The organism is Nitrosomonas sp. Is24 (assembly GCF_033063335.1).
Lineage (GTDB): Bacteria > Pseudomonadota > Gammaproteobacteria > Burkholderiales > Nitrosomonadaceae > Nitrosomonas.
The window spans coordinates 3,032,797-3,056,904 of the sequence record NZ_JAWJZG010000001.1 but is presented as its reverse complement, the minus strand read 5'-3'; the positions used below and the strand labels follow the sequence as shown (position 1 = coordinate 3,056,904).

Below are 24,108 nucleotides of genomic sequence, written 5' to 3'. Positions count from 1 at the left end.
GCGAATTTATTGACTGAAAATGATGCCTGCGCGGGATAGATCCTCGATAAAATCGATTTCACACCAGCGCAATCCGTTGATCGAGCAGGAATTGACCAGATGCTGCTTAGCCAGCCGGTCGATAATCGACAAATACCACGATTTCAGCTCCGCCGGATGACGCAACGCTTCTTCCACGGCTTGCCGGAATGTTTGCACACCGTTGCCGCGAAAATAGATCAGCCCGATGGATTCCGCGTTGACTTGATGCGGCGGCACGATTTTACTCACTTGTTGCACCCAGCCATCGGCGTTCAATTGCACTTTCATATCGTCGGCGTCGTAGCTATCCTTAAAATCCACACTCAGTGTAATGGGCGCGGATTCTGAATTCAAGACTTTGTCCAACAGCGCGGTTTCGATCACGGTATCGCCATTTAGTATCAAAAAATCGCTATCCATTTCGGTACGCGCAATCCAGCAGCTCGCCAGATTATCCGCCACCTCGTAAAAAGGATTGAACAGGATTTTAATCTTGGGATGATGGGCGTACCGTTGTTGCAGTAACTCCTCAATTTGTGCCACCTGAAAGCCCGTGATAATGGTGACCTCTTCGACACCGGCTGCGAGCAAAGCGTCGATTTGCCAAGCTAGCACGGGTTTACCGGCAACCGGCAGCAGGCATTTCGGGGTGTTCTCGGTCAGCGGCAGTAAGCGCCGCCCCTGCCCTGCGCTTAGGATGATGGCTTTGACTGGCTGTGTGGTTTGATTCGTCATAAATGAATGGATTTTAGGCAGCTTTGTATACAAAGCAATAATAGCGACGCTGCATTGTAACCAAGTTTGGATTTAGCGCGGTATTTTTAGAACGAGAGACTGTCGATCTGGCGCAATTCTGCAACAATGCGTTGCGTGGCGCGCAAAAAATCGTCCACTTGTTGCAGTGTGTTGTCACGGCCCAGACTGACGCGCACCGCGCAGCGCGCGAGCATCGGGTCGACTTGCATCGCCGCCAGCACATGGCTTTGCCCCGGATTGACGCTGGAACACGCAGCACCTGCGGCGACGGCAAAACCGGCTTTGTCCAGTTTGACCACCAGCGTATCGCCCTCGATATCCGGCAAGGCAAAATAACAGGTATTCGGAATGCGTGCCGCCCGGCTTCCGAAAATCGTCGCGCCCATGCCAAGCAACCCGGTTTCCAGCTGCTCGCGCAACTGGGCAGTATGCTGCGCGGTTTCCGTCAAGCGCGCGTGCGCCAATTCGCACGCCACACCAAATCCCACAATTGCAGGCACATTCTCGGTGCCGGAACGCAAACCGTTTTCGTGTCCACCACCGTAAATCAACGGCTTCAACAGCAAGCGCTTGTCGACGATCAATGCCGCCGCGCCTTTCGGTCCGTAAATTTTATGCGCGGATAGCGTCATCGCATGCACTTTCAGCGTGGCAAAATCGACCGGAATTTTGCCCAGTCCCTGAATCGCATCGGTGTGCACGTAAGCGCCATGCGAACGCGCCAGCTCGGCAATCGCGGCGATATCCTGAATCACCCCGGTTTCGTTATTCGCCAGCATCACCGATACCAATCCCGGTTTATTGGTTTGCATTGCGGCTTCGGCGGCGGCCACATCGGCTTGCCCGTCCGCATTGATCGCCAATTGCTGCAACGGCCAAGGATCGCAACCGCGCCGCGCAATCGCCTGCGCCGGTTTCAACACGCACGGATGCTCGATTGCGCTGATGAACAGATTCCCCGGTTTCAAACTATCCACCGCGCCGCGCACAAACAAATTATTCGCCTCCGAACCGCCGCTGGTAAAAATCACCTGCACCGGCTGCACCCCGACCGCCTCCGCCACCTGCTTGCGCGCCTTGTCAATCGCCCGCCGGGCATTGATCCCATAACTATGACGGCTCGACGCATTGCCGAATTCCTGCTGGAAGTACGGCAGCATGGCTTCCAGCACAGCATCGTCGAGGCGGGTGGTGGCGTTGTGGTCGAAGTAGGTTGGTTCCATAAATTTCGCGGACGGTTAATTGGTAAAAACCGAATGATAAACCTTAAAGGAGTGTTACGACGAATGTGCGTTGACCAAAACTACATGCGCCTGTTGAATATTGTCGCGAAACTGTTGCGGGATTTCATTCCAGACGAATAAATCGACCCGGAACGGTAGCTGACTTTCTTCCAACGCTTCTTTCAACGCGGCGACTGCCCGCTTCTGCTCCGCGGATGCAAAAACCGCCAAATCCAAATCGGATTGCGGACGCGCCGTTCCTTTGATGCGTGAACCGTAAACCCAGACCGTCACGTCCGGCAGATAGTCATTCAGCAGATCGATCAGGATTTTGCGCTGATCCGGCGTAATATCGATATCCTGCATTACTGCCCTGTCTGCTTGCTGAGTAATTGGTAGAGCGCAGTAGCATCGCGAATAAAATCGCCCATCAGCGACAAACACGCCTTGGCTTTTTCGCCGCTGTAATCGTGTGTGGTGTGGGTACGCGCTTCGGCGTAATCCAGCCATCGTTCAACAGCGGAAGGCAGCAAATTGTTTTCTGCAGCCAACCGGAAAATCGGCTTCGGACTGTTCGGCACTTCCGGAATACCCAATACTTCAACCAGGTAGCGTTTCAGTACTTTCCACAGGCAGTCATAACATACCTCAAAACGCTGAATCACCGACTCCGCGACCGCCTCCTGCATCAACTTAGGTAATGCAGGATCCAGCGATTGGTAATTCAGAAATTGCGCTTGCAAGTGATTGAGTGATTTCTGAAAGTATTGGTAGTCGATCATGGGTTACAAGCCAGACGGGATTTGGGGATTATAAACGAATACCCCGAGGAAAGAAGATGATGGCGGTAAAGGAGTGGATTCAATAAAACAAGAGGAAAGCCAACAACAGGAACATCTATCATTACAAAATGCTTGCTCTTCTACATACTACAATTGAGTTAATAAGTTCAAGTGTAAGAAATCTCAGGGTTGTTTACAGAGAGGTTGATTGAAATAAGCGGTGAGTATTTCATAAGGGGTAGCATTATTCAAACTCTTATGAGGCTTAACGGTATTGTAGAAATTAATGAAACGGAGAAGCAGAATGCGCCGATCGGCGCAGTCTTTAAAGGAAATCTGGCTGTGCCACATATCCATCAGGGTGCGGATGACTCGTTCGGCTTTGCCGTTGGTTTGCGGACGATTGATGCGGGTAAACTTCTGTCCGATACCGTGTTGTGTGCAAGCTTTGCCGAAAGCATGGCCGTCAGTTCCTTTAAATTCCTTGCCGTTATCGGAATAAGCGCAGTCGATCTGATACGGACATTGGGCAATGACAGTGTCTATGAGAAAGCGAGCTGCGCTGTGTTGAGTTTTATCGGGAAAAATATCGGCATACAGCTCCCTGGAAAAATCATCGATGGCCACAAACAGGTACTCGCGAGGTTCATTGGCGGATTGCCCTTTCAACAAGGAAAGCCGCTTGGTATCAAAGTGAACAAGCTCACCTGGGTAAGACTTGTTATAGCGTTTGGCTTCACGCTTGAGCCGTTCCTGGATGGCTTGTTCGACCTTAGCCAGGCGCTTAAGACCGTATTGCAACGTCTTGAACCGCTGATTGGTGCTGTCACGCGGCGTAAATTCCTGCAGTCTCGCGCGTTTCAGTACATCATAAATCGTTGGCCGGCTGACATGAAAGCGTTCCGCCAAATGCGCCACCTTCCACAGCCGGGTTTGATAAAGCCGCCAGATTTCCTGGCGATCTAATAAAGTTAATCGGGTGCGTTTGTGTATGTTCATCTACAGTATTCTCCCAAATACTGTAAACAACGCTAGTAATTCTTACAGTTCAAGATTAAAGTGGTGGTGGTTGTAGCTCTATCCCTACAGCTTTGAGTCTAGCTAGAGTATCACCGGTTTCATATACCCACTTTTTTGGCATAGTTTGTTTGTACTCAGAGTCAAGTCGTTTTTGTTCCTCTTGGGTTATACGTGCCACGCGCCAGTGCTTCTGCAGTAAGAGAGCTATTTCAGCCTTAGACAGTTTCCCATTTGCGAGAAGACGCTGTGTTTCATTGTAGAGAACTATGCATGGAACCAAATGCTCCAGCCGCGATGGCTCGTCTGCAATTGTCCCTGCTGAGCAGCCTTCAAGAATAAATTTCTCTTCAGGGTGTAATACATGCGAGAACACTCTTGAATGGAAACCGTATCCAGTTGGATTGGATTTGATGTTCAAGAAGTGATCAACCAACAGGAGGCATGTGGCGGTGATAAATTGAGTCATAAATGGAGCGCCTAACTAAATAGATAGAATCAGCTAAATAGCTAAGAATATCTGTATCAATTCGTTAACAAAGATACTCATATGTAATAGACAACTTTTTAACCGAACCCCTTCAGCACATCATCGGTAGAGAAATCGAATCAAGATCATCTACTGATCTCAGAAGCGATCTATTGATCCGATGCCGATGCTGCCGTTGCGTGAAGTTTGATGCCCAGCGCATGGATAACCTTCAAGATTGTGTCAAAGCTAGGATTGCGATCGCCTGAAAGCGCTTTATACAGACTTTCGCGTGATAAGCCGGAGTCGCGTGCTATTTGCGACATGCCTTTGGCGCGTGCGATGTTACCCAATGCCTGGGCGATGAAGGCGGCGTCGTCACCGGCTTCTTCAAAGCACGCTTCGAGATAAGCAGCCATTTCCTCCGGGGTTCTCAGATGTTCGGCAACATCGAATGGTGTCGTATGTAGTTTGCTATCGGTCATTTGTTTTCCTGTAAGTCACGCATCAAGTGCAGAGCGGTTTTGATGTCATCCGATTGGCTGCGTTTATCGCCGCCCGCCAGTAAAATAATCAATTTATTTCCAAAAGACTTGAAATACACCCGGTAGCCTGGGCCATAGTCAATTCGCATTTCGGAAACGCCTTCGCCAACCGGTTTTACATCGCCGGGATTGCCCATTGCCAGACGTTCAATCCGAACCAAGATACGCGATCTGGCGCGAATATCGTGCAAGCCGTTCAGCCAATCAACAAATACCTTGGTTTTTCTTATTTCCAGCATCGGTCAAGTGTAGCTATCTGGCTACAGTCCGTCAACACAATAAAAAACTCAAAATATCAAGGTATCAATACGCCACCGGCAGTGGATCCAAACTGCGCCATAAATACCACGTGGCGACCGAGCGCCACGGCTCCCAGGGCTTGGCGAGTTCGAGCATGATTTTTTTGTCGACCGGTTGTTTATCAAGGTAGTGCAGGCTCATTGCTCGTTGCAGGCCGATGTCGTCGAGCGGCAGCACATCCGGGCGGTGCAGGTGGAAGATCAGGAACATTTCCGCGGTCCAGCGTCCAATCCCTTTGACCTGAATCAGTTGTTTGATGATGCTTTCATCGTCCAGATCTTCCCACGCCGTTTCATTCAAATCACCCTCGCGGAAGTGCCGCGATAAATCATGCAGGTAGGTGACTTTTCTCGCGGACAATCCGCACGATCTCAATAATTCCTGCTCGGTTGCGGCAATGGTGTACGGAGTGATTTCGGGGATTGTACCGATCACTTTTTGCCAGACGCTTTCGGCGGCTTTGACGGAGATTTGCTGTCCGACGATGGAGCGCGCCAGCGTGGTGAATGCGCAGCCGCGCGAGACCAGCGTGGCATCGGGAAACTGCTCGATCAATTGGTGCATGACGGGATCGCATGCCGCCAATTCTTGTGTGGCTTGTGTCCAGTATTGGGGTGTCATTGCGAGGTTAAAGTGGGAAATTAAAGCTGTGCAGTGTGCAGTTTTTTGCCGGTGTAAACAAGCCTGCCTGAATTCATTTCTTCAGCAAAATTGACAGTTCACATTTCATTTTTCTTCTATCTATCTTATTTATTTGAACATTTTACTGCCCATTTGATGGCAATCCGCACCACGTTTAAGTCTTTGTCGTATAACTATAAAAACCCAATTACTTGCTTGACTAACAGGGATTTTTTGATTAAAGTGGGAAGTGGTGGGGAAATGTGGGAAAATTTGGTGAGCCTTGATGAATTTTTCCTTAATTTGAGGAGACAGCATGTTTCGTGGCGTCACGCAACTTAGTCTTGATGCAAAAGGTAGGCTTGCGATACCCGCAAGATACCGTGGCGAGCTGATGTCAACCTGCTCAGGGCATTTGATCGTCACTGTCGATCCTTCAAAATGTTTGTTGATTTATCCTCAGCCAGCCTGGGAACCGATAGAGCAAAAACTCAATAATCTTTCTAGTTTTGATTCGAAGACCCGCAATTTGCAGCGGCTGCTGGTAGGTAATGCCAGTGATGTCGAAATGGATGCTGCTGGCCGCATTTTGCTGCCGCCGCCGCTGCGCCTTTTTGCCGGTTTATCCAAGGATGTGGTTTTGGTTGGCCAGGGGGCTAAGTTTGAATTGTGGGATGAAGTGCAATGGAATTTACAAATTGAAGAAGCGCTGGCTTTCAAGGATGGCGATATGCCGCCTGAGCTGGATGGCTTCTCACTGTAATTGAGGCGGTAACAGCGATTCATGCACATTTCGGTGTTGTTGCACGAGGCGGTCGATGCATTGGCGATCAAACCGGAAGGTGTGTATGTAGACGCAACGTTTGGGCGCGGTGGCCATAGCCGTTTGATTTTGTCGCGATTGGGTGAGTATGGCCGGTTAATCGCCTTAGATAGAGATCCGGTTGCGGTGATGTCGGGCGAGGCCATTGAGGACAAACGGTTTTGTATCCGGCACGGCAGTTTCTCGCAATTGCGGCAGATCATGCAGGATTTGGGAGTCGCCAAAATAGACGGGGTTTTGCTCGATTTGGGTGTGTCGTCGCCGCAGCTCGAAGAAATTTCGCGCGGTTTCAGCTTCCGCGCCGATGGTCCGCTCGACATGCGCATGGATACAACGAAGGGCCAAACGGCGGCGGAGTGGCTGGCGACAGTCGCAGAAGATCAACTGGGATGGGTGATCAAGGAATATGGCGAAGAACGGTTTGCTCGGCAGGTTGCAAGAGCGGTTATTGTGGCAAGAGCGCGGCAGCCTATTGTTACCACATCACAACTTGCCGAGATTGTCGCAACGGTTTTGCGTTCGCGGCAACGCCAGCGGGAAATTGTGCGGCATCCGGCGACGCGCACTTTTCAGGCGATACGGATCTATCTCAACCAGGAGCTTGAGGAATTGCCGCTCGTTTTGCCGCAGTGTGTGGAGTTGTTGAATCCGGGCGGAAGGTTGGTGGTGATCAGTTTTCACTCTTTGGAGGATCGCATGGTCAAACTATTTATGCGCAAAGCTGCCAGCATGGACGAACTGCCTCGCGGCGTCCCGCTGCAAGAAAAGGATCTGCTGCGGTTCAGCAATCAAACGTTACGCGTGATCGGCCGGGCGGTGCGTCCGGGGGAGCAGGAAGTGGCGGAAAATGCGCGCGCCAGAAGTGCGGTGATGCGTGTGGCTGAAAGAGTAACCATAAACGGGTAACAGAATGTTCAAACTGAACATTTTTCTGGTTTTTATATTGATCGCGAGCGCGCTGGGCGTGGTGACCTCGCAGCACATGGTGCGCAAACTGTTTATGGCGCTAGAAAATGAAAAAGGAATCGAGCGCAAGCTGGATGTGGAATGGGGAAGATTGCAACTGGAACAAAGCACATTAATCATGCACGGGCGGATTGAGCAGATTGCGAAAGAGCGGTTGAGTATGACCGTACCCGCCGCTTCCAGCATACAAATCATATCCATTAACGATGCAGAAAACCGCTTGAACACGGAAGGGTTAAAACCATGATTAAACCCGAAGTACGGCAAATCAAATTATCGGGGTGGCGCTCCTTGCTGCTGTTCGGTTTGCTGGTGCTCGGTTTGATCAGTTTGGCGGGACGTGCGGCCTATTTGCAGGGAATGCACCATGATTTTCTCCAAGAAAAAGGAGAATCGCGCTATAGCCGTGTTGTGGAAATGAACGCCGATCGCGGCATGATTACCGACCGCAATGGCCATATTCTGGCAATCAGTTCACCGGTCGCCTCCGTTTACGTTGATCCGAAAATGATCGATATCAAGCCGGAGCAATTGAAGCAATTAGCCGGTTTGCTCGAGATGGATAGCGCCGAGATCGATGCCCGCATCCACCGGGAAAATAGCCGGTTTGTATACTTGAAGCGCCAAGTGGTGCCGGATATCGCCGATAAGATCATGAAGTTGAAGATCAAAGGCATCTATTTTGCCAGCGAATCCAAACGCTACTATCCGGAAAGCGAATTTGCCGCGCATGTACTCGGTTTTACCGATATCAACGACGAAGGCCAGGAAGGCGTAGAGCGCGGCTGGCAGGATAAACTCGCGGGCGAGCTGGGGCGCCGCCGTGTGCTTAAGGATAATAAAGGACAGATCATCGAGGATGTGGAAAACATCCGTCCGCCCAAGCCTGGCGAGGATTTGGTGTTGTCCATCGATAGAAGAATTCAGTATCGCGCCCATGCGGAATTAAAAGAAGCGGTGCTCGCCAATAACGCCAAGGCGGGCAGCATCGTTGTGCTGGATGCGCAAACCGGTGAGATCTTGGCTCTGACCAATTTACCGGCGTACAACCCGAACCGGCGATCATCGATTACCAATGAGCGGCTGCGTAACCGGGCGCTGATCGATACATTCGAGCCAGGCTCGACACTAAAGCCTTTTACCGTGGCGATTGCGATGGAAATCGGCAAAGTTAATGCCAATACGGTGCTGCAAACCGCGCCTGGAATGTGGCAGGTGGGCAGAAAAACCATCCGCGATGTCAGCAACAAAGGCGAACTGACCGTCGCGCAAATCATTCAGCAGTCGAGCAACGTCGGTACGGCAAAAATCGCGTTATCGCTCGAATCGCAAACGATGTGGGAGATGTTTAACCGCTCCGGGTTTGGCACACTGACGAATTCGGGTTTTCCCGGAGAAGCCAGCGGAATTTTGCGCCCGTACAATAAATGGCGTCCGATTGAGCAAGCCACGATGTCGTACGGTCACGGCATATCTACCAGCCTGATGCAATTGGCGCGCGCTTACACGATTTTTGCCAGCGGCGGTGAATTGAAACCGATCTCGCTCTTGAAACAAAACATGCCGGTGATGGGGCAACGCGTCATCTCGCGCGATACCGCACAAGCGATGAACCGTATGCTGGAGATGGCGACCAAACCCGGCGGCACGGCGCCGCTGGCGCAGATCAGCGGTTACCGCGTGGCTGGCAAAACGGGAACAGCGCATAAATTGATCGATGGTCAATACGCCAATAAGCGTTATATTTCAACGTTTGTCGGCTATGCACCGGCATCGAATCCGCGCCTGATCATCGCCGTGATGATCGATGAGCCTTCCGCCGGAAAATATTTCGGCGGTGCCGTAGCAGCGCCGGTGTTCAGTAATGTCATGTCCGGTGCTTTGCGCATCTTGAATATTCCGCCGGATGCACCGGCTAATAATGTCGTTACCTTTACCGCAACCCCTGAAATGGGTGATGAAGGATGACTGCGATGACGATCAAGAAAAAAACATCCCGGTTGTTTGATTATCATCGGTTGGATGAGCTGGGTGTCCCGGTTATAAATCTGGTTACGGATAGCCGCCAGATACAGCCCGGCGATACATTCCTGGCCTATGCCGGTGATATCACCGATGGGCGCAAATTTATTCCGCAAGCCATTGCTGCGGGTGCCAATGCGGTTTTGTGGGATCCGCAGAATTTCAAGTGGAACCCCGAATGGCGGATTCCGGCGTTGGCAATCGATGAGTTGAAGGCTAAAGCGGGATTGATTGCCAGCCATGTTTATGATCAGCCATCGGAGAAATTATGGATGATCGGGATTACCGGTACCAACGGCAAGACATCGTGCAGCCACTGGTATGCGCAAGCTATGACCAGCCTGGGTAAAAAAACAGCGGTGCTGGGAACACTGGGAAATGGTTTTTGCGGTGCATTGGAAGCGGCGGAAAATACAACGCCCGATGCCGCGGTGCTGCAACGTTCGCTGGCGCGATTTGTTGAACAGGGCGCGCATGGCGTGGCGATGGAAGTATCTTCGCACGGCCTGGTGCAGGGGCGGGTTAACGGCACCACATTCGCGATTGCCGTGCTGACCAATGTGTCGCGCGATCATCTGGATTATCACCCGGATATGGATGCTTATGCCGCAGCCAAGGCGCGTTTGTTTTTCTGGCCCGGATTACAGTACGCGGTTGTCAATATGGACGACGTGCTGGGTGTGGAGTTATCGCGGCAATTTACCAATAAACGCACGAAATTAATTGGTTATGGATTTCATTGTCCGGAAGAGTTGCATGCAAGCCAGTTGAGAATGGTATATGGATCCAATTTGAAAGTTGATCTTCAAGGTCTGGAGTTTGATGTTGAATTTGAGGATAATCGCGAACATTTGAGAATCGGTTTGCTGGGTAAATTTAACGCATCGAACTTGCTGGCTGTCGTGGCGGCAATGCTGGCAAGCGGAATCCGATTGCCGGACGCAGTCCGGGCGCTGCACAGTGTGCAATCCATTCCGGGCCGGATGGAAAAATACGAAGGGATTGACCAGCCGATTGTTATCGTCGATTACGCCCATACTCCCGATGCCCTGGAAAAAGTGCTGTGCACGTCACGCGAGCTTTTGCGCAGCGCACAATCGAAAAAGCGGACATCCGGACGGAATGCGCGGCTGTTTTGCGTGATCGGTTGCGGCGGTGACCGGGATAAAGGCAAACGTGCGATGGTGGGCGAGGTTGCCACGCGCTTGGCGGATGAAGTCATTTTTACCAGCGATAATCCGCGTACGGAAGATCCCTTGAGCATTATTAAAGACATCACAGCAGGAGCAGGCGCGGACAATTACCAGATTGAGAGCGACCGGGCGCTGGCCATTTATCAGGCCATCGCCAATGCGCAGCACAACGACATCGTGTTGATCGCAGGCAAAGGTCATGAAAAGTATCAGGAAATACAAGGACGGAAAATTCCTTTCAGTGATGCCGACATTGTGCAGCAGGTGCTGAAAGATTTGGCCCGGAAAGTGCGGGTGCAATCATGATGACGATCCGGGAAGCGGCGCAAGTATTGCAGGCCGGATGGAACGGGCAAGACGGGCTATTTACCGGAGTGAGTACGGACAGCCGCACGCTCAAGCCGGGCGATTTATTTGTGGCGTTAACCGGCGAAAGATTCGATGGCAGTGAATTTGTCGCAAGCGCCAAGGAAAAAGGCGCCGCCGCTGCGCTGGTTCCGCAATCGGTTAGTGAAAATGCTTTATCCGCCGGGATTCCATTGCTGCGCGTGCAAGATACGCGCTTAAGCCTGGGGCAATTGGCCGCGTATTGGCGCAACCGCTTTACGCTGCCGCTCATCGCCGTAACCGGCAGCAACGGCAAGACCACGGTCAAGGAAATGATTGCTGCGATATTGCGTCAAGCGACCGCAGGCGATGAAGTCACCATGGCTGCGCCTGCGGAGCAAATTTTGGCCACCGAAGGGAATCTGAATAACGATATCGGCGTGCCGCTGATGTTGCTGCGTTTACGGCCACAGCATCGTTATGCGGTAATCGAGATGGGCATGAATCATGTGGGCGAGATCGGTTACCTGGCTCAGCTGGCAAAACCGGGTGTTGCCGTCATTACCAATGCGGGTGCTGCGCATATCGAAGGATTGGGTTCCGTTGAAACGGTTGCCCGCGCCAAGGCGGAGATATTTGCCGGATTGGATCAACAGGGAACGGCAGTGATCAATGCGGACGATCGCTTTGCTGCTTTGTGGCGGGAATGCGCCGGTGCACGCAAGATTGCCGATTTTGGTTTGCGCGAGAAAGCGCTGGTCAGTGCCAAGTATCAAGCAGACCGGCTGAGCAACAGAATTCAGCTGAAATTGCCGGATGGCATTGTGGAAGTGAAGTTACAAGCACCCGGCGTGCACAACGTCTATAACGCTTTGGCAGCGGCGGCAGCGGCTGTCGCAGCGGGTATCGGGAAAGCATCGATTGCCGCTGGGCTCGAATCGTTTCAGGGCGTGAAGGGACGGTTGCAGAAGAAATCCGGTTTGCACCATGCGCTGCTGATTGATGATACCTACAACGCCAATCCGGAATCCGTGCGCGCCGCTCTTGCAGTGCTGGCTGCCACGACGGGGAAAAAAATACTGGTGCTCGGCGATATGGGCGAATTGGGTAAGTCCGCCATCGATCTGCATCGTACGATCGGGCGCGATGCGCGCAATGCCGGATTGGATCAATTATTCACGCTGGGCGAGCTGAGCGCTTACGCCACCGAAGCATTCGGCAAGGGCGCACGGCATTTCAACGATATCGATGAATTGCTGCATGCGACGGAAAGCTTGCTGGCGGATGATGTGACTTTGCTGGTAAAAGGGTCGCGCTTTATGCGCATGGAGCGGGTGGTGCGGCAACTGGAGCAACCGAGGGAGCCGTCATGCTGCTGACACTTTCACAATGGCTGGCGCAGGACATCCGTGCATTCAATGTATTCAGTTATATTACGCTCCGCACGGTGATGGCTACGCTGACCGCTCTAGTCATTTCCTTCATCATCGGCCCGATGATGATCCGTAAACTGACGGCTTACAAAATCGGACAATCGGTGCGTGACGACGGCCCGCAAACGCACCTGGTCAAAGTCGGCACACCCACGATGGGCGGCGCTTTGATTCTCATGGCGATCGTATTGACGACTCTTTTATGGTCGGACCTGAACAACCGCTATGTCTGGGTGGTACTCGCGACCACGCTGGGATTTGGAGTGATCGGCTGGGTCGATGACTACCGCAAAGTGGTTTACCGCAATCCGAAAGGATTGTCCGCGCGCGCTAAATTTTTCTGGCAATCGCTGATTGCGCTGATTGTTGCGTTGTATCTGGTTTCCATCGCGGAAATTCCGGCGCAAACCGATATGATCGTGCCCTTTTTTAAGGAGGTGGCGATTCCGCTGGGTGTGACCGGTTTTGTCATACTGACTTATTTTGTCATTGTCGGCACCAGTAATGCAGTCAATTTGACCGACGGCCTGGACGGTTTGGCCATTATGCCGACCGTCATGATCAGCAGCGCGCTGGCTGTTTTTGCCTATGCCTCCGGGCACGTGGTATTCGCCAAGTATCTGGGCATTCCTTATATCCCCAATGCGGGTGAATTGGCTATATTCTGCGGCGCCATGGCCGGTGCCGGGCTTGCCTTTTTGTGGTTTAACGCTTATCCCGCCGAGGTTTTCATGGGCGATGTCGGCGCTTTGGCGCTAGGAGCCGCACTCGGAATCGTCACCGTCATCGTGCGGCAGGAAATCGTGCTGGTGATTATGGGGGGCGTTTTTGTTGTGGAAGCCCTATCCGTGATGTTGCAGGTGGCGTCATTCAAGCTGCTGGGCAAGCGGGTATTCCGCATGGCGCCATTGCATCATCATTTTGAATTAAAAGGCTGGAAAGAAAATCAGGTGGTGGTCCGGTTTTGGATCATCACCTTTATTTTAGTATTGGTTGGATTGTCGACATTAAAATTACGATGAATGTGCAAGATAAAACAGTTCTAGTGCTGGGGATGGGTGAAACCGGCTTGTCCATGGTGAAATGGTTGCTACGTCAGGGTGCCGCGGTGCGCGCTGCGGATAGCCGTTCCGAGCCGCCCAATTGGCAGCAAATCAGCGCGGGATTTCCGTCCGTGCAGCTGCATAAAGGCAAATTCACGACATCCATTTTTAATGATATCGATATGATCGCCATCAGCCCCGGTGTTCCGATGGCCGATCCGTGCGTGCAGCAAGCGGTGCAACGCGGCGTGCCGGTCATTGGCGATATGGTGCTTTTTTCCTGGGCGCTGGAGCAAAGCAACCGGCCCAAACCGAAAGTTGTCGCCATTACCGGGTCGAATGGAAAAACCACGGTGACGGCAATGACCGGCGCAATGTTGAAGAAATCCGGCTGGAATGTGGAAGTGGCGGGAAATATCGGTCCCGCCGTACTGAATGCGTTGATGCAGCGGATCGATGCGGGCGATTGGCCGCAGGCTTGGGTGCTGGAAACATCCAGCTTTCAACTGGAAACGACGCACAATTTGAATGCGGATGTAGCGACTGTGCTGAATTTGAGCGAAGACCATTTGGATCGCTATACCGGCATGCGCGATTACGCAACCGCCAAAGCCAGAGTGTTTCTGCATGAGAAGGCCGGTAAAGGCATACAGGTGTTAAATCGCAACGATCCCGGTGTCTGCGCGATGGCACTGCCGGACAGAAAACAAATTACTTTTGGCGTCGATGAACCCCCCAGCCATACCGATTTCGGTCTCATGCACGACGGCGACGATTTGTGGCTGATGGAAGGCGATGTGCAATTAATGAAAACTTCCGAGCTGGTTGTCAACGGCTTGCATAACGCGGTCAATGCGCTGGCGGCATTGGCCATGTGCCGCGCCTTGGATGTGGCCATCGATCCGCTGTTGACCGCGTTGCGCGAATTTCGCGGCCTGCCGCATCGCATGGAAAAAGTCGCTGCGTTTAACGGCGTTACTTTCTTTGATGACTCCAAAAGCACCAATGTCGGTGCCACTGTAGCTGCATTAAGCGGCATGAAGCAGAACGTCATATTAATCGCAGGTGGCGACGGCAAGGGACAGGATTTCTCGTATCTGAGGGAAGCGGTTGCCAATAATGCCCGTGCCGTGGTGCTGATTGGACGGGATGCAAACATGATTGCGAATGAATTGAAAGACTGCGGTGTGCCATTGCATTTTGCCGTGACCATGGAAGAAGCCATGCAAAAGAGTTTCTTGTTGGCGCAATCCGGTGATGTGGTGTTGCTTTCGCCGGCCTGTGCCAGTTTCGACATGTTTAGAAATTATATCCACCGCGCGGAAGTGTTCGTTGCAGCGGTCAAGGATATGGAAAACAAATTTTTCAGTTTCGGACAGAAAAAACATTAACCGATGATTTATCAGGCAACCCAACAGAAACCAAGAGTCATGGCCGATTTCGATCAGGCGCTGGTGTGGTCGGCTTTGCTGCTGTTGAGTATTGGTTTGGTCATGATTTATTCCGCTTCGATTGCCATTGCCGAAGCGCAATTCGGCGCTGATCGCGCCGGTCATTATTTGTTGCGGCATAGCGCATACCTGGGTGTCGGATTGTTGTTGGGATTGATCGCCTTTCAAGTACCGATGCAGATGTGGCAAAAATATGTGACTTATCTGCTCATGCTGAGCATTTCGTTGCTGATACTGGTGCTGATTCCGGGCATTGGCCATGAAGTGAACGGCAGTCAGCGCTGGATTTCGTTGTATGTGGTGAATATTCAGCCGTCCGAATTTATGAAGTTTTGCATGGTGTTGTACGCTGCGGATTACGTTAATCGCAAGGCAGCTGATCTGAATTCTTTCTTCAAAGGATTTTTGCCCATAACGGCAGTGTTATCCATTGTCGGTGCTTTGCTGCTGCTGGAACCGGATTTCGGCGCATTCTTTGTGGTGACGGCACTGGCGATGTCGATTTTGTTCCTCGGCGGCGTCAGCTTGAAAATATTCATCAGCCTGATTGCTATCCTGGCATTCGGTTTGTATGAATTGATTTTAAGCTCGCCGTACCGGCTAAATCGCGTGATTGCTTTTATGGATCCATGGGCCGATCCCTATGGCAAAGGCTATCAGCTCAGTCATGCGTTGATCGCATTCGGGCGCGGCGAGTGGCTTGGTGTGGGTCTGGGCGGCAGTGTTGAGAAACTGTTTTATCTGCCCGAAGCGCACACCGATTTCTTATTGTCGGTGCTGGCCGAAGAATTGGGTTTTGCCGGTGTGGCTACCGTGATCGTATTGTTTATCTGGCTCATTACACGCGCATTTGTTATTGGCCGTCTGGCGGCCAGGCTGGGCAGTCCTTTCGCGGCATTGGTGGCGCAGGGTATCGGTATTTGGATCGGTGTGCAGGCGCTGATCAACATGGGCGTCAATATGGGTGTCTTGCCTACGAAAGGGCTGACACTACCGCTGCTGAGTTTTGGTGGTAGCAGCATTACGGCGAATTGCATCGCATTGGCGGTTTTACTGCGTATCGACTGGGAAAACCGGCAGCGGCTGCGGGGGCTGAACGTATGAGCGCGCACACCATTTTAATTATGGCAGGCGGTACCGGCGGACATGTGTTTCCGGGTTTGGCGGTGGCTGATTACTTGCGGCAAGCCGGTTGGCGCGTGGTTTGGCTGGGAACCGAGGCTGGAATGGAATTAAAACTGGTGCCGCAACGGGGTTATGAAACCGAAATAATCAGTTTTTCCGGATTGCGGGGTAAACGGTTGGCCACGTGGTTACTATTGCCGCTGCGTTTGCTTAAGGCGTTCTGGCAGAGCCTGCGGATTATTCAACGCGTGAAGCCGGATGTGGTTCTGGGCATGGGCGGTTATCCGGCTTTTCCGGGTGGCATGATGGCCTCGCTGCTCAACAAACCATTGGTGATTCATGAGCAGAATTCGGTCGCCGGGTTAACCAATAAAATCCTGGCGAAGCTGGCGGATAGAATTTTTCTCGGTTTTCCCGGCGCTATCCGAGGCGATCAGGATAAAACGGTTTGTTCCGGTAATCCGGTGCGATCGGAAATTACACGCATAGAAGCGCCGGAGAAACGCTTCCAGGAACGGCAGGGCAAGTTGAATGTGCTCGTCGTGGGCGGCAGCCTGGGGGCGCAAGTTCTGAATACCGTGGTACCGCAAGCGCTTAAATTAATAGCGGAGAATGTGCGCCCGGCAGTGGTGCATCAAACGGGCACGGCGCAAATGGAAACGGTCAAAACGGCCTATCAAGCACTGCAATTGGATGGCGAAGTGACAGCGTTTATCGACGATATGGCCAAACGCTACGCGGACTGCGACGTGGTGTTGTGCCGCGCCGGTGCGTTGACAGTCGCGGAATTAAGCGCGGCCGGGGTCGCCAGCATCCTGGTGCCGTATCCGCATGCCGTCGACGATCATCAAACCGGCAATGCGCAATTTCTTTCCCGTCATGGCGCTGCTGTGTTGTTGCCGCAGCATGAATTGACCGCGCAAAAGCTGGCGGATTTATTGACGGATTTAACCCGGGAAAAATTGCTTGACATGGCGATGGCAGCGCACAGTCAGGCAAAACCGCAAGCAACCCGGATCGTGGCTGAAGGTTGTATCGAATTGAGCGGAGCACTGCATGAAGCATAAAGTCAAACATATCCATTTTGTCGGGATTGGCGGCGCGGGCATGAGCGGTATCGCCGAGGTTTTTGTCAACCTGGGGTATCAGGTCAGCGGCTCCGACTTGATGAGTAATCCGGTGACGCAGCGTTTGGCCAAGCTCGGCATCAAGGTTTATGCGGGTCATGCTAGCGAGCAAATTGCCGGAGCGGATGTCGTGGTGACCTCCACGGCGGTGAAACCGGACAATCCGGAAGTGATCGCCGCCAAAAACAAAAATATTCCCGTCGTGCCGCGCGCCATGATGCTGGCGGAGCTGCTGCGTCTGCGCAGCGGTATCGCGATTGCCGGCACGCATGGAAAAACCACCACGACCAGCTTGATTGCCAGCATTCTGGCGGCGGCGAATATGGACCCGACGTTTGTCATCGGTGGAAAACTGGAAGCGGCGGGTTGTCATGCCAAACTGGGCAGCGGTGAGTTCATCGTGGTTGAAGCGGATGAATCGGATGCTTCGTTTTTGTATTTGCAGCCGATGCTCGCCGTCGTGACGAACATCGATGCGGATCATATGGAAACCTACGGTCACGACTTCAGCCGCTTGAAGCAAACCTTTGTGGATTTCGTGCAGCATCTGCCTTTTTACGGCATGGCGGTGGTTTGCATGGACGATGCCAACATCCGCGAAGTCATGCCATCGATTAGTAAACCGATCACCACGTACGGTTTGTGCGAAGAAGCGCAAGTGCGCGCCATCGATATCCGGCAAGATCATCACCGGATGAGATTTACCGCGGTGGTCGGTGTGAACGGTTCCGCCCGCAAACTGGATATCACGCTGAATCTGCCCGGTTTGCATAACATTCAGAATGCCCTGGCGGCAATTGCGGTCGCCAATGAAATCGGCGTACCGGATAGCGCCATCGTCAAAGCGTTGGCGGAATTCAAAGGGGTTGAAAGACGCTTCCAGCAATACGGCGATATCCGCTTCAGCGGACAGAAAAGTTTTGCGCTGGTGGATGACTATGGCCATCATCCGGCGGAAATGGAAGCAACCATCAAAGCGGCACGCGGTGCGTTTCCAGGCCGCCGCCTGGTAGTGGCTTTTCAGCCGCATCGCTATACGCGCACACGGGATGTATTCGAGGATTTCACCCGCGTGTTATCGCAAGTGGACGTGTTGCTGCTCACGGAAGTTTATCCCGCGGGTGAAGAGCCGATTGTCGCAGCGGATAGCAAATCGCTGGCGCGCTCTATCCGGGTGCAGGGCAAAGTGGAACCGATTTATATCGAGGAAGTGGATGATTTACCGGCAGCGATACTGGATATCGTGCAGGACGGTGATGTTGTGCTGGTGATGGGCGCGGGTTCGGTAGCGAGAGTGGCGCCGCACATTGCGCAAATGGGAAAGAAGCTGACCGTGGTTAATGGCTATGAATGCTGAGGATTGATGAGACATGACCGCTTTGCCGCAAAATACGAGATTTGCCATGCCGATAGCCGACCACACAACCGGTGAGACAGGCGTGTCCGCATTGCGGGGCGAAATGCGCCTTGCTGAGCCGATGAGCAAACATACAACCTGGCGCGCGGGAGGTTATGCGGATCGTTACTACCAACCGGCGGATCTGGATGATTGGGCGGATTTTCTGCGTGCATCGCCGCATGAAGTCATCCATGTGATTGGACTGGGCAGCAATTTGCTGGTCAGGGACGGCGGGCTGCGTGGCACGGTGGTGGCGTTGCATGCGCGCTTAAACGATTTGCGCTTGATCGAGCAGAATCAATCCGGCGGGCTCATCTACGCGAGTGCCGGTGTGGCCTGCGCCAAAGTAGCCCGGTTTGCCGCCAAACATCATCTGGCCGGTGCGGAGTTTCTGGCCGGAATACCGGGCACGGTTGGCGGCGCGTTGGCGATGAATGCCGGATGCTACGGTTCTGAAACCTGGGAAATCGTGGCGCAAGTGCAGATCATCAAGCGCAACGGGGAAATCGTAATGCGCCAGCACGGTGAATACGCGATTGGTTATCGCAGTGTGAAACGGCACAGCGAACCGGCCGGTACGATGGAAGCCGAATGGTTTACCGGCGCCTATTTCCGTTTGGCGCAAGGCGATCAGATGCAATCGCGGCAACGCATCAAGGAGTTGCTGGCGCAGCGAGTAGCCGGTCAACCGCTCAATCTGCCGAATGCCGGTTCGGTATTTCGCAATCCGCCGGGAGATTATGCGGCGCGTTTGATTGAAGCGTGTGGTTTGAAGGGATGCCACATTGGCGGCGCGATGGTGTCGCCCAAGCATGCCAATTTTATTGTCAATACTGGCGCTGCCAGCGCGGCGGATATTGAGGCGCTGATCATGATGGTGCAAAGCAGGGTTAAAAAAGCAATGGGCATCGCGTTGATTCAGGAAGTCCGGATCATCGGTGATGCCAGGAGGCTGACGTAATGGCCGCGCAGCAATTCGGCAAAGTTGCGGTTCTGCTGGGCGGCCGGTCGGCCGAGCGGGAAATATCGCTGCAAAGCGGACAAGCTGTTCTGGATGCATTACTACGCAGCGGTGTCGATGCGTATCCTTTCGATCCGGCGGAGCAAGCCATGGAAAAACTGCTGCAACAAGGTTTCGATAGAGTCTTTATCGCGTTGCACGGCCGTTTTGGCGAGGATGGCACGATCCAGGGCGCGTTGGAGTTAATGGGATTACCGTATACCGGCAGCGGTGTGATGGCCAGCGCATTGGCGATGGATAAATGGCGCACCAAATTGATCTGGCAGGCAGCCGCTATTCAATCGCCGCGCTACGCAGTGTTGCAAGCGGATAGCGATTTTGAACAAGTCGCCGGGACATTGGGTTTGCCGCTGATCGTCAAACCAGCGCGGGAAGGCTCAACCATCGGCTTGAGCAAAGTGAAGCACAAGCAAGATTTGGCAAAAGCGTATCAACTGGCTGCTGAGCACGATGCACTGGTGCTCGCGGAAGAATTTATTGCCGGTAAGGAACTGACCGTGGCGATTCTGGGTGAAACGCCGCTGCCGGTTGTGCGGATTGAAATTGCGGGTGAGCTTTACGATTATGAAGCGAAGTATCTCTCTAATGAGACGAAATACTTCTGCCCGAGCGGTTTACCGATGGAATTGGAAACGGCGATTCAGAGAGAAGCGTTAAAGGCATACCAGATGCTGGGTTGTCAGGGCTGGGGAAGGGTTGATCTGATTTTGAGTGAAACCAATCAGTTTTATTTTCTCGAAGCCAATACTTCGCCCGGCATGACCGGCCACAGTTTGGTGCCGATGGCGGCAAGAACAGCCGGAATCCCGTTTGAGGATCTGGTTTTGAGAATATTGGATCTGGCTCATGTGGAATAACCATCACGCCTTGAATTTGTTATCCAGAATATTGCTCACTTTGGTGGCAATGGCGGTGCTGTATGCGATCAGTTTGCAACTCATCCAGCCACCGTTGTTCCCCATCAAAGAGATTAATGTGCAAGTTATTCACGGGAAAGAGAAAAGTAAAGCGGAGTTACAGCACGTGACGCGCGAGCAAATTGAACAGCTGGTCAGGGATGAAATTGCAGGAAATTTTATTTCGGTAAATCTCACTGAAGTGCGCGAAGCTTTTGTAAAATTACCCTGGGTGCGTGAGGCCAGAGTGAAAAGAGAGTGGCCGCATGGTTTGAATGTGACACTGGAAGAGCATGAGGCCTTGGCCTACTGGGGGAGTCATGCCTTGGTCAATACGTATGGTGAGGTGTTCCGGGTGACGGCTGATGCTGATTTACCGGTGTTTACCGGCCCTAATGAGGCCAGCGCGCATGAAGTGGCGCAGAAATTCCGGCGTTTTAACAAGATACTGACGCCATTGCAGCAGCATATCGCGGAAATAAGCCTGACGCCGCGCTATGCCTGGCGTCTGCAATTGAATACCGGAACGGTTCTGGAATTGGGGCGGAATGAGATTGAAGAGAGATTGGTTCGTTATGTTTCAGTATATAACCACAGTATTGCGCGGTTAAATCAGCAAGAACCATTGGCGTATGTCGATTTGCGCTATCCCAATGGTTTTGCCATCCGCATGCCTGAAGTGATGCAACAAGTACCACGTAAATCCGGCGCGAGGAGAGAAACGTGAGACCACGGAGATGGGATTAGATGAATAAAGCTCGAGAAAATAGAAATTTGATTGTCGGTCTGGATATTGGCACATCGAAAATTGTTGCCATTGTCGCTGAGGTGGTTCCGGAAGGCGGTTTTGAAGTGATCGGTTTGGGCAGCCATCCATCGCGCGGATTGAAAAAAGGTGTTGTGGCCAATATCGAGACGACGGTGAATGCGATTCAGCGCGCACTGGAAGAAGCGGAACTGATGGCGGATTGCAAGATACATGAAGTGTATACCGGCATCGCCGGCAGCCATATCAAAGGTTTTAATTCCGATGGCATGGTGCCCATTAAGGATAAAGAAGTTACCGAAAAAGATGTCGAGCGCGTCATGGAAGCGGCCAAAGCGGTCAATATTCCGGCCGATCAGCAGATTCTGCATATTCTGAACCAGGAATTCATCATCGACGGCCAGGAAGATGTGCGTGAACCGGTGGGCATGAGCGGCATACGGCTGGAAGTGAAAGTGCATATTGTCACGGGCGCAGTTTCGGCGGCGCAGAATATCGTCAAGTGCGTGCATCGCTGCGGTTTGGAAGTGCGTGATTTGATATTGCAGCCGCTGGCATCGGCCATGGCTGTGCTATCCGAGGATGAAAAAGATCTGGGTGTCTGTCTGGTCGACATTGGTGGTGGTACAACCGATATTGCGGTATTCACGCATGGCGCGATCCGGCATACCGCGGTGATTCCGATTGCCGGGGACCAAATTACCAATGATATTGCGATGGCCTTACGCACACCGACTAAGAGCGCGGAAGACATCAAATGCCGCTACGGCTGTGCATTGAGAAGTCTGGCCGATACAAAAGAGATGGTGGAAGTTCCCGATGTCGGCAACCGCGGATCGCGCCAACTTTCGCGGCAAACGCTGGCGGAAGTGATCGAGCCACGGGCGGAGGAACTGTATTGCTTGGTGCAAGCGGAATTGCGCCGCAGCGGGTTTGAAGAATTGCTGTCATCGGGCATCGTCATCACGGGCGGATCCGCTTCGTTACGCGGCATGGTGGAATTGGGCGAGGAAATCTTTCACATGCCGGTCAGATTGGGGTTGCCCAATTATCATGGCAATTTGAAAGACGTGATTCATACACCGCGCTATTCGACCGGGATCGGCTTGATTCTGGCGGGTATCGAACAGTTGCAGCATCAGCATGGTTCAAGATTACAAGGAGGATCTGCCAAGCAGATTTTCTCCAGAATGAAGGGGTGGTTTCAAAGAAATTTTTAATATCAAATTTCACGGGTTGTATTAGCAGTCAGGCGGCTTTAATTTCAATGTACTAAAGGAGAAACACTATGTTCGAAATCATGAATAACGAAACTCAAGAAGCAGTCATCAAAGTTGTCGGCGTTGGTGGGTGCGGCAGCAATGCTGTGGATCATATGATCCAGAACGGCATGCAAGGCGTTGAGTTCATCAGTATGAATACTGATGCCCAGGCATTGAAAAGCAATAAAGCGCCGACCGTACTGCAACTGGGTACGGGCATTACCAAAGGATTGGGTGCTGGAGCGAATCCTGAAATCGGCCGTGAAGCTGCGCTGGAAGATCGCGACCGTATTGCAGAATTGATTCAAGGCGCGGATATGTTGTTTATCACCGCTGGCATGGGTGGCGGTACCGGTACCGGCGCTGCACCGGTGGTTGCGCAAGTCGCCAAGGAAATGGGTATTTTAACCGTTGCCGTGGTCAGTAAGCCTTTTGCATTTGAAGGAAAACGCTTAGCCGCCGCTAAAGCGGGTATGGAAGCATTGTCGCAGCACGTGGACTCGCTGATAGTGATACCGAATGATAAGCTCATGATGGTCCTGGGCAATGATATTTCCATGCTGGATGCATTCAAAGCAGCCAATGACGTGCTGTATGGCGCGGTCGCAGGCATCGCCGAAGTGATTAATTGTCCCGGCTTGGTTAACGTTGACTTTGCCGACGTCAGAACCGTCATGTCGGAAATGGGCATGGCCATGATGGGTTCAGCAGTCGCAATGGGTGTAGATCGTGCCCGAGTTGCAGCCGAACGTGCGGTATCAAGCCCGCTGCTCGAGGATATCTCCTTGTCCGGAGCGCGCGGCATTCTAGTGAATATCACCGCCAGCTCATCGCTGAAAATGCGCGAAGTGCATGAAGTAATGAACACGATTAAAGACCTGACCGCTGAGGATGCAACGATTATTGTCGGTACTGTCATTGATGAAAATATGGCCGATAATCTGCGCGTTACCATGGTGGCTACCGGGCTTGGAAGCTTGGTCAGCCAAAGCCAAAATTCTCCGTTAACCGTGGTGCATACACGCACTGGTACCGACGACAGGGATTCCGTTTTTTCTACTGAAGAACCGGCTGTGATGCGCACAGGCAGAAGAGGTAATGCCACCGTCGCAGCGATGCGTCAATCAGGCGTTGATCCAATGGATATACCCGCTTTCTTGAGAAGACAGGCCGATTAAATAGATTTAATTTCTCAAGATTTAATTTTCCACAGCTTTGGGAGTGAGAAATTGGAGATCAGAGAATTAAAGAAAGCAATGAATACCCCGCCGCATAAGGTGGGGTATTAAGCCCGGCAAGTCTGCTGCGATAGAGAAGTCTCGGGAATAACTTTAAGCTACAGTAGCTTCTCTGAAGAAACTGATTGCTGGACTTTGTGCCGCTTTGGGTAGATGAGTGTAATGGCTTAATAAAGCCCGATCGGGTTCGTAACGCCCTGTTATTTTGCTTGCTTCACATGTTCCCGTCAATCTGACCGAATATTGCGGCGAGCGGTGTATTTTGCAGCGATACGGCAAGAA

General features: G+C 52.3%; 25 protein-coding genes. 16 read left to right on the top strand and 9 right to left on the bottom strand.

Annotated elements, in window-relative coordinates; genetic code table 11:
- Positions 1 to 6 precede the first annotated feature (6 nt).
- The 9 genes from R2103_RS13960 to R2103_RS13920 all read right to left on the bottom strand — a co-directional run bounded on the left by R2103_RS13960 (position 7) and on the right by R2103_RS13920 (position 5,734).
- Positions 7 to 756 carry a phosphocholine cytidylyltransferase family protein gene (locus R2103_RS13960; RefSeq protein ID WP_317531973.1) on the bottom strand — a complete coding sequence of 250 codons (750 nt, stop codon included), beginning with the start codon at positions 754 to 756 and terminating at the stop codon, positions 7 to 9.
- A gap of 86 nt (positions 757 to 842) precedes the next feature.
- Complete coding sequence (locus R2103_RS13955) at positions 843 to 2,000, bottom strand: cysteine desulfurase family protein (RefSeq protein ID WP_317531972.1); 1,158 nt, start codon at positions 1,998 to 2,000, stop codon at positions 843 to 845.
- A 54-nt stretch (positions 2,001 to 2,054) separates the two neighbouring features.
- Positions 2,055 to 2,366, bottom strand: a complete 312-nt coding sequence (locus tag R2103_RS13950) for a nucleotidyltransferase domain-containing protein (RefSeq protein WP_317531971.1) — start codon at positions 2,364 to 2,366, stop codon at positions 2,055 to 2,057.
- The gene (locus tag R2103_RS13945) at positions 2,366 to 2,782 is read right to left on the bottom strand and encodes a nucleotidyltransferase substrate binding protein (RefSeq protein ID WP_317531970.1); all 417 of its coding nucleotides are present in this window, start codon (positions 2,780 to 2,782) and stop codon (positions 2,366 to 2,368) included. The genes R2103_RS13950 and R2103_RS13945 overlap by 1 nt, the downstream gene beginning before the upstream one ends.
- A 183-nt stretch (positions 2,783 to 2,965) precedes the next feature.
- A complete protein-coding gene (locus R2103_RS13940) occupies positions 2,966 to 3,781 on the bottom strand; it encodes an integrase core domain-containing protein (RefSeq protein ID WP_317531459.1) in 816 nt (271 codons plus the stop codon).
- 55 nt (positions 3,782 to 3,836) lie between these two features.
- The gene (locus R2103_RS13935) at positions 3,837 to 4,268 is read right to left on the bottom strand and encodes a hypothetical protein (RefSeq protein WP_317531969.1); all 432 of its coding nucleotides are present in this window, start codon (positions 4,266 to 4,268) and stop codon (positions 3,837 to 3,839) included.
- 170 nt (positions 4,269 to 4,438) lie between these two features.
- Entirely contained in the window at positions 4,439 to 4,753 is a 315-nt protein-coding gene (locus R2103_RS13930) for an addiction module antidote protein (RefSeq protein WP_317531968.1), read from the bottom strand.
- On the bottom strand, positions 4,750 to 5,052 hold the full coding sequence (locus R2103_RS13925) for a type II toxin-antitoxin system RelE/ParE family toxin (protein WP_317531967.1): 303 nt from the start codon (positions 5,050 to 5,052) through the stop codon (positions 4,750 to 4,752). The genes R2103_RS13930 and R2103_RS13925 overlap by 4 nt, the downstream gene beginning before the upstream one ends.
- A 64-nt stretch (positions 5,053 to 5,116) precedes the next feature.
- Entirely contained in the window at positions 5,117 to 5,734 is a 618-nt protein-coding gene (locus R2103_RS13920) for a DNA-3-methyladenine glycosylase (protein WP_317531966.1), read from the bottom strand.
- Between the two features lie 316 nt (positions 5,735 to 6,050).
- Here R2103_RS13920 and mraZ point away from each other — a divergent pair, with 316 nt between their 5' ends.
- From mraZ to ftsZ, 16 genes are all read left to right on the top strand, one after another.
- Positions 6,051 to 6,497, top strand: a complete 447-nt coding sequence (gene mraZ, locus R2103_RS13915) for a division/cell wall cluster transcriptional repressor MraZ (RefSeq protein ID WP_317531965.1) — start codon at positions 6,051 to 6,053, stop codon at positions 6,495 to 6,497.
- A gap of 21 nt (positions 6,498 to 6,518) precedes the next feature.
- The gene (gene rsmH, locus R2103_RS13910; RefSeq protein WP_317531964.1) at positions 6,519 to 7,463 is read left to right on the top strand and encodes a 16S rRNA (cytosine(1402)-N(4))-methyltransferase RsmH; all 945 of its coding nucleotides are present in this window, start codon (positions 6,519 to 6,521) and stop codon (positions 7,461 to 7,463) included.
- Between the two features lie 4 nt (positions 7,464 to 7,467).
- On the top strand, positions 7,468 to 7,770 hold the full coding sequence (ftsL, locus tag R2103_RS13905; protein WP_317531963.1) for a cell division protein FtsL: 303 nt from the start codon (positions 7,468 to 7,470) through the stop codon (positions 7,768 to 7,770).
- Complete coding sequence (locus tag R2103_RS13900; protein ID WP_317531962.1) at positions 7,767 to 9,491, top strand: peptidoglycan D,D-transpeptidase FtsI family protein; 1,725 nt, start codon at positions 7,767 to 7,769, stop codon at positions 9,489 to 9,491. The genes ftsL and R2103_RS13900 overlap by 4 nt, the downstream gene beginning before the upstream one ends.
- Positions 9,492 to 9,496: 5 nt before the next feature.
- Complete coding sequence (locus tag R2103_RS13895) at positions 9,497 to 11,044, top strand: UDP-N-acetylmuramoyl-L-alanyl-D-glutamate--2,6-diaminopimelate ligase (RefSeq protein ID WP_317531961.1); 1,548 nt, start codon at positions 9,497 to 9,499, stop codon at positions 11,042 to 11,044.
- The gene (locus R2103_RS13890; protein ID WP_317531960.1) at positions 11,041 to 12,444 is read left to right on the top strand and encodes a UDP-N-acetylmuramoyl-tripeptide--D-alanyl-D-alanine ligase; all 1,404 of its coding nucleotides are present in this window, start codon (positions 11,041 to 11,043) and stop codon (positions 12,442 to 12,444) included. The genes R2103_RS13895 and R2103_RS13890 overlap by 4 nt, the downstream gene beginning before the upstream one ends.
- Positions 12,435 to 13,520 (top strand): phospho-N-acetylmuramoyl-pentapeptide-transferase, encoded by a 1,086-nt coding sequence (gene mraY, locus R2103_RS13885; RefSeq protein WP_317531959.1) that lies wholly within the window; start codon positions 12,435 to 12,437, stop codon positions 13,518 to 13,520. Before R2103_RS13890 ends, mraY begins: the two co-directional genes overlap by 10 nt.
- Entirely contained in the window at positions 13,517 to 14,932 is a 1,416-nt protein-coding gene (gene murD, locus R2103_RS13880; protein WP_317532108.1) for a UDP-N-acetylmuramoyl-L-alanine--D-glutamate ligase, read from the top strand. The genes mraY and murD overlap by 4 nt, the downstream gene beginning before the upstream one ends.
- Positions 14,933 to 14,935: 3 nt before the next feature.
- Positions 14,936 to 16,096 (top strand): putative lipid II flippase FtsW, encoded by a 1,161-nt coding sequence (gene ftsW / locus R2103_RS13875; protein WP_317531958.1) that lies wholly within the window; start codon positions 14,936 to 14,938, stop codon positions 16,094 to 16,096.
- Positions 16,093 to 17,184 carry an undecaprenyldiphospho-muramoylpentapeptide beta-N-acetylglucosaminyltransferase gene (murG, locus tag R2103_RS13870; RefSeq protein ID WP_317531957.1) on the top strand — a complete coding sequence of 364 codons (1,092 nt, stop codon included), beginning with the start codon at positions 16,093 to 16,095 and terminating at the stop codon, positions 17,182 to 17,184. The genes ftsW and murG overlap by 4 nt, the downstream gene beginning before the upstream one ends.
- Positions 17,174 to 18,601 (top strand): UDP-N-acetylmuramate--L-alanine ligase, encoded by a 1,428-nt coding sequence (gene murC, locus R2103_RS13865; RefSeq protein WP_317531956.1) that lies wholly within the window; start codon positions 17,174 to 17,176, stop codon positions 18,599 to 18,601. Before murG ends, murC begins: the two co-directional genes overlap by 11 nt.
- A 46-nt stretch (positions 18,602 to 18,647) precedes the next feature.
- Positions 18,648 to 19,604, top strand: a complete 957-nt coding sequence (gene murB / locus R2103_RS13860) for a UDP-N-acetylmuramate dehydrogenase (protein WP_317532107.1) — start codon at positions 18,648 to 18,650, stop codon at positions 19,602 to 19,604.
- Positions 19,604 to 20,521, top strand: coding sequence for a D-alanine--D-alanine ligase (locus R2103_RS13855; protein WP_317531955.1), 918 nt, complete (start codon positions 19,604 to 19,606; stop codon positions 20,519 to 20,521). The genes murB and R2103_RS13855 overlap by 1 nt, the downstream gene beginning before the upstream one ends.
- The gene (locus tag R2103_RS13850; RefSeq protein ID WP_317531954.1) at positions 20,511 to 21,287 is read left to right on the top strand and encodes a cell division protein FtsQ/DivIB; all 777 of its coding nucleotides are present in this window, start codon (positions 20,511 to 20,513) and stop codon (positions 21,285 to 21,287) included. The genes R2103_RS13855 and R2103_RS13850 overlap by 11 nt, the downstream gene beginning before the upstream one ends.
- A 20-nt stretch (positions 21,288 to 21,307) precedes the next feature.
- Positions 21,308 to 22,546 (top strand): cell division protein FtsA, encoded by a 1,239-nt coding sequence (gene ftsA, locus R2103_RS13845; protein WP_317531953.1) that lies wholly within the window; start codon positions 21,308 to 21,310, stop codon positions 22,544 to 22,546.
- A 68-nt stretch (positions 22,547 to 22,614) separates the two neighbouring features.
- Positions 22,615 to 23,766 (top strand): cell division protein FtsZ, encoded by a 1,152-nt coding sequence (ftsZ, locus tag R2103_RS13840; RefSeq protein ID WP_317531952.1) that lies wholly within the window; start codon positions 22,615 to 22,617, stop codon positions 23,764 to 23,766.
- Positions 23,767 to 24,108: the final 342 nt, after the last annotated feature.

Coding starts and splice junctions, on each gene's coding strand:
- R2103_RS13920 (WP_317531966.1), bottom strand. CDS start 5,734: ATGACACCCCAATACTGGACACAAGCCACACAAGAATTGGCGGCATGC.
- ftsW (WP_317531958.1), top strand. CDS start 14,936: ATGATTTATCAGGCAACCCAACAGAAACCAAGAGTCATGGCCGATTTC.
- murD (WP_317532108.1), top strand. CDS start 13,517: ATGAATGTGCAAGATAAAACAGTTCTAGTGCTGGGGATGGGTGAAACC.
- ftsL (WP_317531963.1), top strand. CDS start 7,468: ATGTTCAAACTGAACATTTTTCTGGTTTTTATATTGATCGCGAGCGCG.
- R2103_RS13850 (WP_317531954.1), top strand. CDS start 20,511: ATGTGGAATAACCATCACGCCTTGAATTTGTTATCCAGAATATTGCTC.
- R2103_RS13895 (WP_317531961.1), top strand. CDS start 9,497: ATGACGATCAAGAAAAAAACATCCCGGTTGTTTGATTATCATCGGTTG.
- R2103_RS13950 (WP_317531971.1), bottom strand. CDS start 2,366: ATGCAGGATATCGATATTACGCCGGATCAGCGCAAAATCCTGATCGAT.
- R2103_RS13945 (WP_317531970.1), bottom strand. CDS start 2,782: ATGATCGACTACCAATACTTTCAGAAATCACTCAATCACTTGCAAGCG.
- ftsA (WP_317531953.1), top strand. CDS start 21,308: ATGAATAAAGCTCGAGAAAATAGAAATTTGATTGTCGGTCTGGATATT.
- rsmH (WP_317531964.1), top strand. CDS start 6,519: ATGCACATTTCGGTGTTGTTGCACGAGGCGGTCGATGCATTGGCGATC.
- ftsZ (WP_317531952.1), top strand. CDS start 22,615: ATGTTCGAAATCATGAATAACGAAACTCAAGAAGCAGTCATCAAAGTT.
- mraZ (WP_317531965.1), top strand. CDS start 6,051: ATGTTTCGTGGCGTCACGCAACTTAGTCTTGATGCAAAAGGTAGGCTT.
- R2103_RS13960 (WP_317531973.1), bottom strand. CDS start 756: ATGACGAATCAAACCACACAGCCAGTCAAAGCCATCATCCTAAGCGCA.
- R2103_RS13940 (WP_317531459.1), bottom strand. CDS start 3,781: ATGAACATACACAAACGCACCCGATTAACTTTATTAGATCGCCAGGAA.
- R2103_RS13890 (WP_317531960.1), top strand. CDS start 11,041: ATGATGACGATCCGGGAAGCGGCGCAAGTATTGCAGGCCGGATGGAAC.
- R2103_RS13955 (WP_317531972.1), bottom strand. CDS start 2,000: ATGGAACCAACCTACTTCGACCACAACGCCACCACCCGCCTCGACGAT.
- R2103_RS13925 (WP_317531967.1), bottom strand. CDS start 5,052: ATGCTGGAAATAAGAAAAACCAAGGTATTTGTTGATTGGCTGAACGGC.
- murG (WP_317531957.1), top strand. CDS start 16,093: ATGAGCGCGCACACCATTTTAATTATGGCAGGCGGTACCGGCGGACAT.
- R2103_RS13930 (WP_317531968.1), bottom strand. CDS start 4,753: ATGACCGATAGCAAACTACATACGACACCATTCGATGTTGCCGAACAT.
- R2103_RS13855 (WP_317531955.1), top strand. CDS start 19,604: ATGGCCGCGCAGCAATTCGGCAAAGTTGCGGTTCTGCTGGGCGGCCGG.
- R2103_RS13900 (WP_317531962.1), top strand. CDS start 7,767: ATGATTAAACCCGAAGTACGGCAAATCAAATTATCGGGGTGGCGCTCC.
- murB (WP_317532107.1), top strand. CDS start 18,648: ATGCCGATAGCCGACCACACAACCGGTGAGACAGGCGTGTCCGCATTG.
- R2103_RS13935 (WP_317531969.1), bottom strand. CDS start 4,268: ATGACTCAATTTATCACCGCCACATGCCTCCTGTTGGTTGATCACTTC.
- murC (WP_317531956.1), top strand. CDS start 17,174: ATGAAGCATAAAGTCAAACATATCCATTTTGTCGGGATTGGCGGCGCG.
- mraY (WP_317531959.1), top strand. CDS start 12,435: ATGCTGCTGACACTTTCACAATGGCTGGCGCAGGACATCCGTGCATTC.